Below are 12074 nucleotides of genomic sequence, written 5' to 3'. Positions count from 1 at the left end.
CCGCCTTGTCTTAGACTCGAAGCGATCCTGAAACAGGGAGCGGTCATGATGGTATCCCCATACCTTGTCCCCCACGCGTCCTCGGCATCCAACACCAGGAAAGCCAGTGTGTTAGTCGCGGATCCGGAGATCGACGTTTTTTCCCCTCTTGTTGCACGTCTCCTTTCTGAGGGACTGGCGGTTCGGCTGGCCACGAGCGTTGCAGGAGCCAAGGCGCAGCTTGAAAACGACGTGCCCGATTTCGCTCTGGTTGAACTCAAATACGTTGACGGCAATGGTTTTGAGATTGTCGAAGCGTTGGCAAATCTAGGCACTACACGCGTCGTGGTCCAAAGTATCTACTGCAATATCAGCACGGCGGTCCGTGCCGTCAGAGAGGGAGCCATTGACGTTTTGCCGAAACCGATGGAGGTCGATGTCGTGCTGGCCGTGCTGCTCGGACGAAATCTCGATTCCGCGCCGATACCCGATACGATTTCGCGGCCCGAGGCCGTTCGCATCGAGCATATTAAGAGAATTTACGCCATGTGCGGGGCGAACGTATCGCGCACTGCGCGCACGCTTTGTATGCATCGAAGAAGCCTCCAACGCATCATGGCGCGGGATTCCTTCTCACTATAGGCACCTTGAGCTCAGCTGCATGCGGCGTCTCGTATGATCGAGACGCCGCAGACAAGGATCGCGTTCGACGTCAGCACGGGAGCCCCGACCGCCTAGAGCAAATCCAGGAATAGTATGGATCGCTTTTCGGCCCGGAATTGCATAAAACAGAAAGATAGTTCAGCTGTGGCGACTCCGTTTTGGCCGAAGCTGCACTAGCGATGGCGCTCCGGCACCTCTGCGCTCATGCCGACCACATTGGTGCGCTCATATCCCATCCGGCCGCCCGTAATTTTTGACAAGGGTTGGTCCCCCGAATCGCACGGCCATTGTCCCCCGACATCGCCATTGTTGATCATTCGCCTGCCATCTGTTCCTTCAGGCTTGTCTTCAACAACCCGAACTTGGCAGAGAGCACTTGTAACCGTGAACCCCGGCAAACCCACATGCCGTGGCGCGATCTTATAGGCAAATCCATTCGGTCGGTCTTGAGCGGCGACCTTGTCTGCCATGCGAGAGAGCCAAAAAGAAGCCTCCCTGGGGGTTGGGAGGCTCAAGGCGGGCCGATCGGGGGCGATACGGCCTGGGAGGAGGAAGGAACCCGCACCATAGAGGAGGGCTCCCGCCCGGGGCTATTGGCCACCAGGAAGGATCGATTACCAAAGAGGAGGGGATGACCTATACGCGCGGCCAAGACCTTTATGAGTGCGTTTGCGGCTTTCCCGGCGCGAGCATCAGCTTGTCAGCCATACGCGCGAGTTCGGGCAGGGACCTAGTACCCATCTTCTGCATGACCTGGCTGCGGTGAACCTTCACGGTAATTTCGCTCACGCCCAGATCGCCGGCAATCTGCTTGTTGAGCCGTCCGGTCACCACCAAAGCCATCACCTCGCGCTCGCGCGGGGTCAGGCTATCGAAACGCGCGCGCACCGTCGCCAATGCCTTTTCATTTTCAAGCCACACGCGGTCGCGCGCCAGGCCGACGTGAACGGCGTCGAGCAAATCCTGGTCTCGGAACGGTTTCGTCAGGAACTCGACCGCGCCCCCCTTCATCGCTTGGACAGACATGGGAATGTCGCCGTGCCCGGTGATGAAGACGATCGGCAGCTGAATATTTTCTCGCGACAGCTCGAGCTGAAAATCAAGACCGCTTTGTCCCGGAAGCCGGACATCGAGCACGAGACAGGTCGGTCCGTTGGGTCGTCCAGACCGGAGGAAGTCGTCCACAGAGGCGAGGAGTTTCACGTCAAAACCGACGGAACGCAGCAGACTACCAAGCGCCTCGCGGATATCCGGATCATCATCGATGACAATGACGGTTGCCTCGGTCATCGCCAGCGCCCCCCAAAGTCAACCGAAGCTTTGGGACGTGCAAGATCTGCACCCACTGCAGCAGCAGCGGGCAAAGCCCAACCAGCAGAGCGCCAATGACGCGATGAGAACACTCCTCCTCTTTCCTTCGTCGCTGCCGAAACGGAGTTTTTTCACACACCAGAATGCGCGCTAATTACCTCGGCCACAAGGCTAAATGCGGGCTGCCCAAGAGAGCGCTTGGGCGTCCTGCGGTCTGCCATGGCGCGCCGATGCGCCACATGGCCGGCGTCTGCCGTCACAAGGGGACGCGGGGTGCCGCAAGTATCAGGGCGGCGCGAGGCAAGCAAACCTCAAGCACTAGCGACGCTGTGCCGAGTGAATCCGGCATTGATTGATGAGACGTCAGCGATTGAGTTCGACCAGTCGCCGCACCTGGCCAAGCCGCAGCCAAAGCTCCTGGTGGCCGCGCCGCTGTCCGGCCATTTCGCCACCCTTCCGCGCGTCACAGTCGAGACCTTCCTCGCACCGATCTATTCCGCATCGCCGACTAGCCCGACGCGCGCCTGGTGCCGCTTTCGCAGGGCGCGTCGATCTCAAAATTACATCGACTGTCTCATCCCCATGTTGCGGGCGCTCCTGGGCAGATGCCGCACGCGTTGCGGCAAGCCTCACACAATCTATACGATCGTATAGCTTGCGATGCCTTTGTCGCCGTTAGATACTAAATCCATCCAGTCAAGCGCGCCACAACGCTAATTCGGTACGACGCCGATCGGCGAAGTCGGGAGGCGGCAGTGTCTACCAAGAAACCTCTGATTGCGATCGTCGACGACGACGAGTCGATGCGCGAGGCTATCAAGGGGCTCATGAGGTCGATGGGATTTGACGCCGAGACCTTTTCATCCGCGGATGATTTCTTGAGATTCCCCTATATCCGCCGCACGGCCTGCCTGGTGACGGACATCAATATGCCCGGAATGAGCGGGCTCGATCTGCACCGCCGGCTCGTCGCGCTGGGCAAGAGCATTCCGACTGTTTTGATCACCGCCTTTCCGGAAAAGAATGTGCGCGCGTCTGCCTTGGGCGCGGACATCGTCGGCTGCCTGACAAAACCGTTTGGCGAACAGGTTTTGCTTGATTGCATCCGTTCTGCGCTGGCTCTCAGTAGCAAGGGCGAAAGCGGTTCATGAGGTCGCAAAGACCTCTCCTCGGCAAAGCGCGCTGCACCTCCACTTCAATCCGGGATCCAACGGCTTCGACGTTTGCCGCAGCAGGTCGAGGGAAACTCAAGGGATCGGAGCGCATCCAATCTAAAGCCATCCCCCTGAAAATCCGGCGCGACGCAATCCGATCACCAGAGGCTTGCATCGACGCATGATGTTCCAGAGCAAACCAGTTCGGTAGTTTTCGATCATCAGCACCACTGGGCCTTGGTCAATGCCAAAGTGATAGGGACTCACCCACCATCCGGTCGGACTGTTTTCCACGGCATAGGTCTGGTTGAACGACGGTTTGAAACCGTAAAGGCGCGTCATGCCGAGCTTCATTCGCGCAAAGTTGAGGACTGTCGGCACGACGATCTCCGGCGCGAACGGCAGCGAGGCGACAACGACCCATGGCGCGACAGTGCCATCGTCAGGTCCGAAGGGCGCGCCACGGGCGATGTAGTCGAAGAACTCCCGGTCGACGCCATTGGTCGCCCGCTTACCCCAACCTGGTCCGTCGCAGGCGGTAAACCCCCAACAATATTCCCCGTAACCCGCAAACCGCATTGGGTTGCGAATTGCATATTCCTGCTGCACGAACGATGCCTGCCGGCTGTTTTCAAAGTAGTCGCTGTGGTGCTGGCGCATGAACTCGTCACGAATGCCTCGAAAGTCTACCCACATGTGCGACAACTGGTGGGTAAAAAGCGGCCCCGAATAAAGCAATTCGCGACCATAGATGTTTCTCCATTCATAGCTCGCGGTGTAGGCGGCGTAACTCTCCGGAGGCAATGGATGGGTTGGCGATCCCAACCCGAGAATGTACAGCAGCAGACCCTCATCGTAACCGCGCCAACGATAGGGAATAAACCCGCTTTCCGGGTGCCAGCCATGCGTCAAAGTGGGGCCGCCATCGCAAGCCCACATCCAGTCGGCTCGCTCGTAAAGCGCCGTCGCAAGCTGGCGGATTTCTGCCTCATCGGCCGTATCGCCATCAAAATAGGTCGCTGCGGTCAGGGCGCCGGCGAACAGGAAAGCCGAATCGATGGTGGACAATTCGCATTGCCAGGCCCGGCGGCCCGTTTCGATGTCCAGAAAATGATAAAAAAATCCCATGTACCCGGATGCATCGGGCTCTGGCCCCTGCGGACATTCCATCAAAAACCGCATTCGCTTGCGGGTGATCTTTGCAGCGAATTCGCGGATGATTACCCCGCGCTCGACAACAACGGGGATTGTCGCCAGGGCCATGCCAATTGCCGCGATGCTTGCCGGGGCATTCGGTTCGGTTTTGTCGCGAACCAGACCGTTGTCCGGGTTCGTGCATTGAAGATAGTATAGCAAGGTGGTGAATTGCAGCCGCCCCAGATCCTGGTCGGTTGGCAAACGGTCGAAGGCGCGGTCGGTCGACATGATTTCGGGCATGATTGCTAACCAACTATGACGCGGATGTCGTGCGTATCCCCGTCTTCACTAAGCCGCACATTTCTGTGCGCCATCGGTCTTTCGTCCAGTATGACGGCCCCCACTCCTCGACCGATCCCCTCTGAGTTATCGAAACCGATACGGTACGTCGCCAATCCATCTTTGTGTCAATAAACCTGCTAGGTCGAACAACTGGCGGGAACTCAAGGTTCCCAATGCCTCGGCTCGTCGACAAGCGCTGGCGCGGATCGGCCGAAATCGTTGCAAATGACTTCTGAACAGGGAGGAAAAACCAGCCGATCCAAACACTCCCACCGTTGCCTTCGGCGCCGACTTTGATCTTTCCAATCCTATCAGCCGGGTCTCCAAACTGGAATAGCCACTGCGACCTCCGCCAAAGCCTCGCAGGGTAAGGCTTCCTGCGCATCTGTAATCCCCCTACCGAGGAAGATTAAGCTCGATAGATTCCGGCAATCTGGTGGAGCGGGTTAAACCAAAGGCGGAAATGAGCATGCCTAGAATTCAGAAAGTCTTCCGCAAGTATTATGGATCGAGATAACGCTTGGGACTAGCCTCAAAGGTGCCAACTGAAGGGAAATGCCCGCAACCAAAGGAAGCACAGTATGACTGATATGCTGGAGCAAAATGATCTTGCCATCGAAGAACTGATGAAAGACGCAATAACCAGTTACATGCTGGACAGTTTCGAAGTCGAGGATCGGTTGAAGGCAGCCGTCCAGAAGATCGCCGTGGAACTACTTGCTGAAGAGCTGGCTGCTCTGAGGGAGAAGGCTGCGAAGGCCAAGTCGTCGTATATCCAGGTCGGCGATGTGTTGACAGCGGCTTAAGGCTAACGTCGGTCGGATATTTCCAGCCTCGGTTAGGGGAGGTGTCCTACGAGCGCTGCACCCCAATCCTAGGCAATGTTGATTTGAGTGCGGAAATCGCCCGCACGGTCGGCGCCAGCAAAACATCAGCCCCAATACAAGCATCTTCGCCAAAATATCAGCAGGTCGCCGAGCGCGAGGCTTGGGACGTTTTATTCGGTAGGCCGAGGTCCCACCCACACGCCCGCTGGTATCGCGGGGATACTATTCGCCAATCCGTCGAGCATGCCTTGCAAGACGCTCTCGGTCAGCGCCTCCATCTTGTCGCTGGGGCCGACGAGGCGGTCTACCAGCAGCAACGTAAGACCATGCATCTGCGACCAGAATATTAGAATAGCACCGTCAATCTTCCGTGTATTTGTGGCCGTGTTCGGAATGAGCCGCCCGAGCGCGCCGTCGCTTATCGCGTCCACCAGAAGCGCTTTCATGTTCTCTGCCGCAGTTCTTTCGACAGCAGGGGGCCCATTGTCCTGACCGGTAAGATAGCCGCCGAACATCAATCTGTAGAGCGCAGGATTGTTGACGCCGCCGTCAACATAAGCGCGCGCTATAGCTGCCAGCCGCTCGCGCGGACTGTCGAGTTCCTTCGTCGCGTCGGTCATCTGCTTTGCAAGGAGCTCGAACCCTACTGCCGAGACGGCCGCCAGCAATTCACGCTTGTCGGCGAAATGTTTGTAAGGGGCGTTATGACTGACGCCCGCTCGACGGGCGAGCTCCCGAAGCGAGAACTCTGTGCTTTGGGATTCGCTGAGGACATCGAGTGCGGCCCCGACGATCGCCCTGTGCAGGTCACCATGGTGGTAGGGGCGCGGCTCTGTGCTGGACATGTCTTTGGTCATGATCGTCCATTTAGGTTTATAAGTTGCGCGTGTCAACTTTTTACCCAAACGATGTTGACAATGCCCACTCTAACCCTCAAGTGGGCGATGTCAACCTCTATGACAAGGAGAGCGCCAACTACTCGCGTGGGCTCTGGAGGATCTCATCCTTCAGGCCGCAAGAAGTCCTGATGTTCAAGACGTGACGATTCTCGCTCATTCCATGGGAGGCTGGCTTGCGGCAGAGGCGTTGCGCGGCGTCGCCATGCGCGAAAAATCAATCCCGGCGAAGGTCAAGAATGTCATACTGGCCTCGCCGGACATCGATATCGACGTGTTTCGTCGTCAATTCGTTGAAATGGGGCCAAAACGGCCGCATTTTGCAATCCTGACGTCGACACGCGACAAGGCCCTGGAGGTCTCCAGTTGGCTGTCTGGCGGGGTCGACCGCGTCGGTGGATCCGATCTCAGGCCCTATGCACCGTTGCTCGAAGAACTCGACGTTTCTGTCATCGACACGACCGCCATCGCAACGAGCGATCCGCTCGGCCACAATGCCTTCGCCGACACTCCCGAGATCGTGCGCCTGCTCGGGCGGCGGCTGGCGGGACAGAGCCTGGATGGCGGAAAGGCGAGCGTTACGAACCAGATCGGAATGACTGCGGCCAATTTCGCCGGTTCGGCAGCGCGCGTAGCGTTGCGGCTCCCGTCGCGGTCATCAATCCGGAGGCGCGCGAGGTCTTGAAGCGCGAGCTCTTGAAGCGGGAGCTTTCCCCGGGCGGAGGACAGATCGTGGACGGGCAGATTTCCTACTGAACCGAAATGCGCGCCTCAATGAGATGACCAATCTGACGAACGCGCGTCCAGCATGGCCCTTCGGCGGGTCGCCTGCACGATGACCAGATGATCTCAGAACGTCGAAACGACAGGGTGCCGCCGCAAAGGGGCGCGATAGGATTGGCAAATGGAAAATGGCACAACGATCGAGGGCACCAGCCGGTGCGTCACATCGAATGCCAGCCGGTTTTCGCGGGTTCCGGTATCCATTTCTGCCTCGGTCGTGAGAGGCAGAATCGCCTCAGCTAGAAAGAACCATGGCCCAATAAGGTATGTTCCGGGAAGACGTATTGTGCGCAACGGCCACGCCGAGCCCGTTATAGCGTCCCAGCATGTTTTCGAGATGGTGCTGCGAGTCGATCCAGGCCGTCACCGCCGCGTCGACGCTCTGCTGGCCGGCGGCGATGTTTTCGGCCGCTGGAAGCTGCACGCCACTTTTCGTCACGCGCGCGCCGAAACTGTCGGCCATGCCCATCAGATGCGTCATCTTGCCGGCGCTTGCCATTCGCTTGGCCTGGTAGATTGCCGCAGCGCTTGCCGCCGGATCGACGCGAAGCGCCGTCAGGCCGTTTTTGGCGCGAAGCTGGTTGACGAGCGGCAGCGCCGCTGCCGTCTCGTCGTCCCCGTCCGAAGGCGTGGAGGACATTCTGGGTGCGGTCGTGCAGCTTGCGACGCCCGTCAGGAGGACAAGGCCTGAGATGCGCAGCAGATTGCGCCTGGAAAGATCGATGGATGTCATGTTTACCGGCGGAAGTTGAAAAGTCGGATGATAATGAAGATCGGAATGACGACCGTTGCACCAAGCAGCAGATAATCACCGATGCGGCCGAGAGCCGAAAAACCCCGGTACCAGATCTCGCGGATGAAATCGCGGATGCTATAGACGAGGTCCAGCGGCGCCCATCCGAAAACGGTCATCACGAAACCGACAATCAGCGAAACGACTAAGAGCTTCACCAATGTGCGGCCGAGCGAGTCGCCCAGAAATTTGTTTACCTGATCGGACATGCGCCATCTCCTGTTTTCCCTGAAATACGGTTGCGGCGCGTCGCCCGCAAGCCTTTTCCGGAACCGGCCGTTCCGCCTCTGAAATAGGACTTGAGTTTTTTTGTGGCCGCCGCCAAATGCGCAGGCATTCAACGGGCCACATCATGCAGCAAAGCCAGCTTTCCTCCGGCGACGTCATCGCCGACCGCCGCGCCGACTATGCGAAGATGCTTAACGAGGGCGGCGAGCCGGATGCGGCCGCCGAACTGATGGAGCAGGCGCTGGAACTGACGCCCGTCTGGGCTGCCGGCTGGTATCGCCTCGCGACCTACCGGGAGAAGGCCGGCAAAGTGCAATCCGCGATCGAAGCCTATCGCAAAACGCTGGCGCTTGATCCCGAGGATATCTTCGGCGCAAGCCTCAAGCTCGCCCTGCTCGGTGATTCCGAAACGCCGGACCGGCCTCCGAGCCGCTATGTCGAGCGGCTGTTCGATGATTATGCCGCCCGTTTCGAAACCTCGCTCGTCGAAAAGCTGGATTATACCGTTCCGCAGAAACTCGCAGCACTTGTCGCCGCCACCGGTCGCAAATATTCGCTGGCCGTTGATCTCGGCTGCGGCACCGGCCTGCTTGGTCCGGAAATTTGCGCCCGTGCCGGGCGGCTTGAAGGCTACGACCTCTCGCACAACATGCTCGCCAAGGCCGAGGAGAAGGCAATCTACGATCACTTGGCCCAGGCCGACCTTTCGCTTGCGCCAGAAGGCTCAGGCGTCTTTGCGGATGGCGCAGAATATCGCGCTGATCTGATCGCGGCTGCCGATGTGCTCATGTATCTCGGCAATCTCGAAAGCACCTTCGCAATCGTCGATCGCCTCGCCACATCCGGTGCGGATTTCGCCTTTTCGGTCGAAGACGCGGGCGAGGGAGACGGGTTTCATCTCGCGCCGTCGCTGCGCTACGCTCACACGGAAGCCTATGTTCGCAGCCTTTGTCGCCGTTACGGTTTCGAAATCATCGACACCGTCAAAACCACGATTCGAAAGGATGGCGGCAAACCGGTCGCCGGCATTCTATTCCTTGCACGGCGATAGCCTTTTGCGCAAAAATGTTGCGAGTTGAAAATAGGTCAGCATTACTTACATATTTCGCTTGCTCGCAACGGCGAAAAGCTCGATAATTCCCATCAAAGCTGACCGGCGCCGCGGAAGAACAAGCAGGAACGCCTCAGCCTGTTCACCATACGATCCGTCGCGCGGGGACTTCTCCGGCGCTTTCCTCTTCTGCTGTTGGAGATTGCCGCCATGGCTCAACGCATCGGTGCCCTCGGTTTCTGGAACACCAGCGCAACGCGCCATACGCCGCTCGAAGATGTGCAGGGCATATTCTCCGGCAGCCTCGTGTCTGCACTCGGCCTTTATGTGCTCGCCAGCGCCGGGCTTCTCACCGGCAGTACGGCCGGCATCGCCTTCCTGCTGCACTATACTTTTGGCGTGAATTTCGGCCTTGCCTTCTTCCTGCTCAACCTGCCGTTTTTCTATCTCTCCTGGAAGCGTCTCGGCATCGCCTTCACGATAAAGACCTTTGTCGCCATCGGCCTCACGTCGGTGCTTGCCGATGTGCAGTCGCGTTTTTTTGAGATTTCCAGCATCCATCCGGCCTGGGCAGCGCTACTCGGCGGCCTGCTGCTCGGCTTCGGCCTACTTGCGCTTTACCGCCACCGCGCCAGTCTCGGCGGCGTTGGCATTCTCGGCATCTACATGCAGGAGCGTTTCGGCATCCGCGCCGGTCTCGTGCAGCTTTCCGTCGACATGTGCGTGCTTGCCGCCGCCTTTTTCGTCACCACGCCGCCGGTGGTCATCTATTCCGTTCTCGGCGCGGTCGTCCTCAATCTCTTCCTGACCATCAACCACCGCGCGGATCGTTATATCGCGCTGTAGGTTCCCGAAGCGGCAGTTCAATCATAAACAAATCGTAACTTGCCTGCTCTCAGGCTGGGAGCGACACTCGCCCCGCGCCGGATAGATGAGGTGAAGACATGTCAGAGTTGGAAAAGCTTATCAGACGCCGCATGAACGAGGAGTACGCCAAGGGCTCCTCAGCGGAAAAGATCGCCCAAGTCATCCGTGAGATTATCAATAACTTCGATGGATCAGGTGCCCGTAGCAACTGATCGACATTTTTGCCGACCCGATTTTCATCGGGTCGGTCGCTTCAAGCTGTGCCTCAGGCTTTTTGCTGCGCGAAAAATTCATGCAGCCTTCGCCGGCTGATCGATCGGATGCTGGCTGCGGAAGCCGACGGCCAGCCGGTTCCAGACGTTGATCGTGCCGATCGCCACCGTAATTTTGGTGACTTCCTCCTCGCTGAAATGCGCTTTGAGGGCTTCGAAGTCCGCATCGGGTGCGCCGGTCTCCGCGATCTTCGTGACAGCATCGACCCAGCCGAGCAGGGCGCGTTCCTTCGCGTCATAGACTGGCGATTCCTTCCAGGCGCAGATCAGGTTGATCCACTGTTCGCCAAGACCGTCATGGCGGGCTTCCTTGACGTGCATGTCGACGCAGTAGGCGCAGCCGTTGATCTGCGAGGCGCGCAGCTTGATGAGGTGGATGAAGCGGCGCTCGAGGCCGGAGCTCTGGACATATTGCTCCAGGGCGGCAACCGCCTTGTAGGCTTCCGGCGAGGCCTTTGCGAAGTTGAAACGTGCCTGCATAATCTTTCTCCTTTGGGTTATGGCTCAGCGAGCCTTTTTGCGTTCGTGGCTTTCAAGGAATGCGCAGCCGCGTGCGGCGATCCCGCCATCATCTGCGGCGGAAAGCTCGATCAGGATGTCGGCGATACTGATCTTGGCGAGTTCGGTGCGGTAGGCGCGCTCGGCTTTCTGCATCGCAGCGCTGATCTGGCAGGGCTTGGCGAAATAGCGCTGCGGCAGCGGGTTTGGCCCGCGCTGGCGGATTTCCCCACAGCGGAACGCTGGTGCCGGTCCTTCGACGGCAAGCACGATATCGAGCAGGGAGATACCCTCTGGAACTTTCGCAAGCTTGTATCCGCCCTTCGGTCCCGGCACCGTGTCGAGAATGCCCGCGCCGGATAGCGCCTGCAGGTGCTTCAGCAGGTAACTCGTCGAAACGCCATGAAACTCTGCGATCGCAGCCGCCGACAGCACGCCGCCTTCCGAAAGCCCGGAAAGCATCGCGACGCTATGGATCGCCTGTTCGACGCCGTCACCCATTTTCATGCGGGGTCCCCTTCAATTCATGGATAAAAAATATCCATGATTAGTCGATGTGTCAACAACCGATCGAAATCCTGCTTGCCAAGCCCGAACGGCTGGATAGAACAACCGAAAATACCAAGGGGAAAACAATGGAAGAAAGAGCCGCTCTCGCCGGACTTGTGAACTCGTCGTCGGACAGACACTCGCTTTTCGATGACGCACAGGGACTTGTGGCGGGCAGCATGCTCGCTGTGCTCGGCGTCTCGCTTCTCTCCAGCGCCGGCCTTCTGGCAGGCGGCACGGCTGGCATGGCATTCCTGCTGCACTATGCGACGGGCTGGAGCTTCGGCCTCTGCTTCTTTGCGGTGAACCTGCCGTTTTATTATCTCGCCTTCCGCCGCCTCGGCCCCGCCTTCACAGTCAAGACTTTTGTGGCGATTGCACTTACCTCCGTGCTTTCGGAAATCGCGCCGCGTTTCATCGGGCTCTCGCACGTCGATCCCGTCGCCGGTGCTCTCTTCGGCGGCCTGGTCATCGGCGCGGGCATGCTGGCGCTGTTCCGCCATCGCGCAAGCCTCGGCGGTATCGGCATCCTGGCGCTTTACATCCAGGATCGCTTCGGCTGGCGCGCAGGCTTCGTTCAGCTCGGTTTCGATGGCCTCGTCCTGGCGCTCTCCTTCTTCGTCGCCAGCCCCTTCATCATCGCCTGCTCGGTGCTCGGCGCCGTGGTGCTCAACCTCACGCTCGCCATCAACCATCGCAAGGACCGCTATATCGCCATGTGAAG

At 58.8% G+C, this 12074-nt stretch carries 15 protein-coding genes and 1 pseudogene; 8 read left to right on the top strand and 8 right to left on the bottom strand.

Annotated elements, in window-relative coordinates; genetic code table 11:
* The first annotated feature begins 108 nt into the window (after positions 1–108).
* Positions 109–621 carry a response regulator transcription factor gene (locus ACZ9DP_RS32720; RefSeq protein WP_476204777.1) on the top strand — a complete coding sequence of 171 codons (513 nt, stop codon included), beginning with the start codon at positions 109–111 and terminating at the stop codon, positions 619–621.
* Positions 622–815: 194 nt separating this feature from the next.
* Here ACZ9DP_RS32720 and ACZ9DP_RS32715 read toward each other — a convergent pair whose 3' ends face one another.
* Both ACZ9DP_RS32715 and ACZ9DP_RS32710 read right to left on the bottom strand, forming a co-directional pair.
* Positions 816–1112 carry a hypothetical protein gene (locus tag ACZ9DP_RS32715; protein WP_476204776.1) on the bottom strand — a complete coding sequence of 99 codons (297 nt, stop codon included), beginning with the start codon at positions 1110–1112 and terminating at the stop codon, positions 816–818.
* Positions 1113–1299: 187 nt separating this feature from the next.
* Positions 1300–1932 carry a response regulator transcription factor gene (locus ACZ9DP_RS32710; protein WP_283070679.1) on the bottom strand — a complete coding sequence of 211 codons (633 nt, stop codon included), beginning with the start codon at positions 1930–1932 and terminating at the stop codon, positions 1300–1302.
* Between the two features lie 776 nt (positions 1933–2708).
* Between ACZ9DP_RS32710 and ACZ9DP_RS32705 the strand changes: the two genes are divergently transcribed.
* A complete protein-coding gene (locus ACZ9DP_RS32705; protein ID WP_476204775.1) occupies positions 2709–3104 on the top strand; it encodes a response regulator transcription factor in 396 nt (131 codons plus the stop codon).
* A gap of 120 nt (positions 3105–3224) precedes the next feature.
* Here the strand turns inward: ACZ9DP_RS32705 and ACZ9DP_RS32700 are convergent, their stop codons facing one another.
* Positions 3225–4544, bottom strand: coding sequence for a glucoamylase family protein (locus ACZ9DP_RS32700; protein ID WP_476204774.1), 1320 nt, complete (start codon positions 4542–4544; stop codon positions 3225–3227).
* Between the two features lie 623 nt (positions 4545–5167).
* Here ACZ9DP_RS32700 and ACZ9DP_RS32695 point away from each other — a divergent pair.
* Positions 5168–5392: a hypothetical protein gene (locus ACZ9DP_RS32695; RefSeq protein ID WP_476204773.1), complete on the top strand. Its 225-nt coding sequence runs from the start codon at positions 5168–5170 to the stop codon at positions 5390–5392.
* Between the two features lie 191 nt (positions 5393–5583).
* Here ACZ9DP_RS32695 and ACZ9DP_RS32690 read toward each other — a convergent pair whose 3' ends face one another.
* Positions 5584–6270, bottom strand: coding sequence for a TetR/AcrR family transcriptional regulator (locus ACZ9DP_RS32690; protein ID WP_476204771.1), 687 nt, complete (start codon positions 6268–6270; stop codon positions 5584–5586).
* Between the two features lie 95 nt (positions 6271–6365).
* On the opposite strand from ACZ9DP_RS32690, the pseudogene ACZ9DP_RS32685 reads away from it, so the two are divergent.
* Positions 6366–7065: pseudogene (locus ACZ9DP_RS32685) on the top strand (alpha/beta hydrolase); the annotation flags it as partial.
* Positions 7066–7327: 262 nt separating this feature from the next.
* On the opposite strand, the gene ACZ9DP_RS32680 reads toward ACZ9DP_RS32685, so the two are convergent.
* On the bottom strand, positions 7328–7825 hold the full coding sequence (locus ACZ9DP_RS32680) for a CAP domain-containing protein (RefSeq protein ID WP_476204769.1): 498 nt from the start codon (positions 7823–7825) through the stop codon (positions 7328–7330).
* A 2-nt stretch (positions 7826–7827) separates the two neighbouring features.
* Entirely contained in the window at positions 7828–8094 is a 267-nt protein-coding gene (locus ACZ9DP_RS32675; RefSeq protein WP_022718289.1) for a DUF6460 domain-containing protein, read from the bottom strand.
* 143 nt (positions 8095–8237) lie between these two features.
* Between ACZ9DP_RS32675 and ACZ9DP_RS32670 the strand changes: the two genes are divergently transcribed.
* The 3 genes from ACZ9DP_RS32670 (at position 8238) to ACZ9DP_RS32660 (ending at position 10243) form a co-directional block, all read left to right on the top strand.
* Positions 8238–9164, top strand: a complete 927-nt coding sequence (locus tag ACZ9DP_RS32670) for a class I SAM-dependent DNA methyltransferase (RefSeq protein WP_476204768.1) — start codon at positions 8238–8240, stop codon at positions 9162–9164.
* 210 nt (positions 9165–9374) lie between these two features.
* Positions 9375–10010, top strand: a complete 636-nt coding sequence (locus ACZ9DP_RS32665; protein WP_194728893.1) for a YitT family protein — start codon at positions 9375–9377, stop codon at positions 10008–10010.
* Positions 10011–10108: 98 nt separating this feature from the next.
* Positions 10109–10243, top strand: a complete 135-nt coding sequence (locus ACZ9DP_RS32660) for a hypothetical protein (protein WP_281421241.1) — start codon at positions 10109–10111, stop codon at positions 10241–10243.
* A gap of 78 nt (positions 10244–10321) precedes the next feature.
* Here ACZ9DP_RS32660 and ACZ9DP_RS32655 read toward each other — a convergent pair whose 3' ends face one another.
* Positions 10322–10783: a carboxymuconolactone decarboxylase family protein gene (locus tag ACZ9DP_RS32655; protein WP_239595636.1), complete on the bottom strand. Its 462-nt coding sequence runs from the start codon at positions 10781–10783 to the stop codon at positions 10322–10324.
* Positions 10784–10807: 24 nt separating this feature from the next.
* Positions 10808–11308, bottom strand: coding sequence for an RrF2 family transcriptional regulator (locus ACZ9DP_RS32650; RefSeq protein ID WP_476204766.1), 501 nt, complete (start codon positions 11306–11308; stop codon positions 10808–10810).
* A 128-nt stretch (positions 11309–11436) separates the two neighbouring features.
* On the opposite strand from ACZ9DP_RS32650, the gene ACZ9DP_RS32645 reads away from it, so the two are divergent.
* Positions 11437–12072, top strand: a complete 636-nt coding sequence (locus tag ACZ9DP_RS32645) for a YitT family protein (protein WP_476204765.1) — start codon at positions 11437–11439, stop codon at positions 12070–12072.
* The last annotated feature ends 2 nt before the right edge of the window (positions 12073–12074 follow it).

This window comes from Rhizobium sp. USDA 4016, from assembly GCF_056279705.1.
This window is presented reverse-complemented; position numbering and strand designations above follow the sequence as displayed.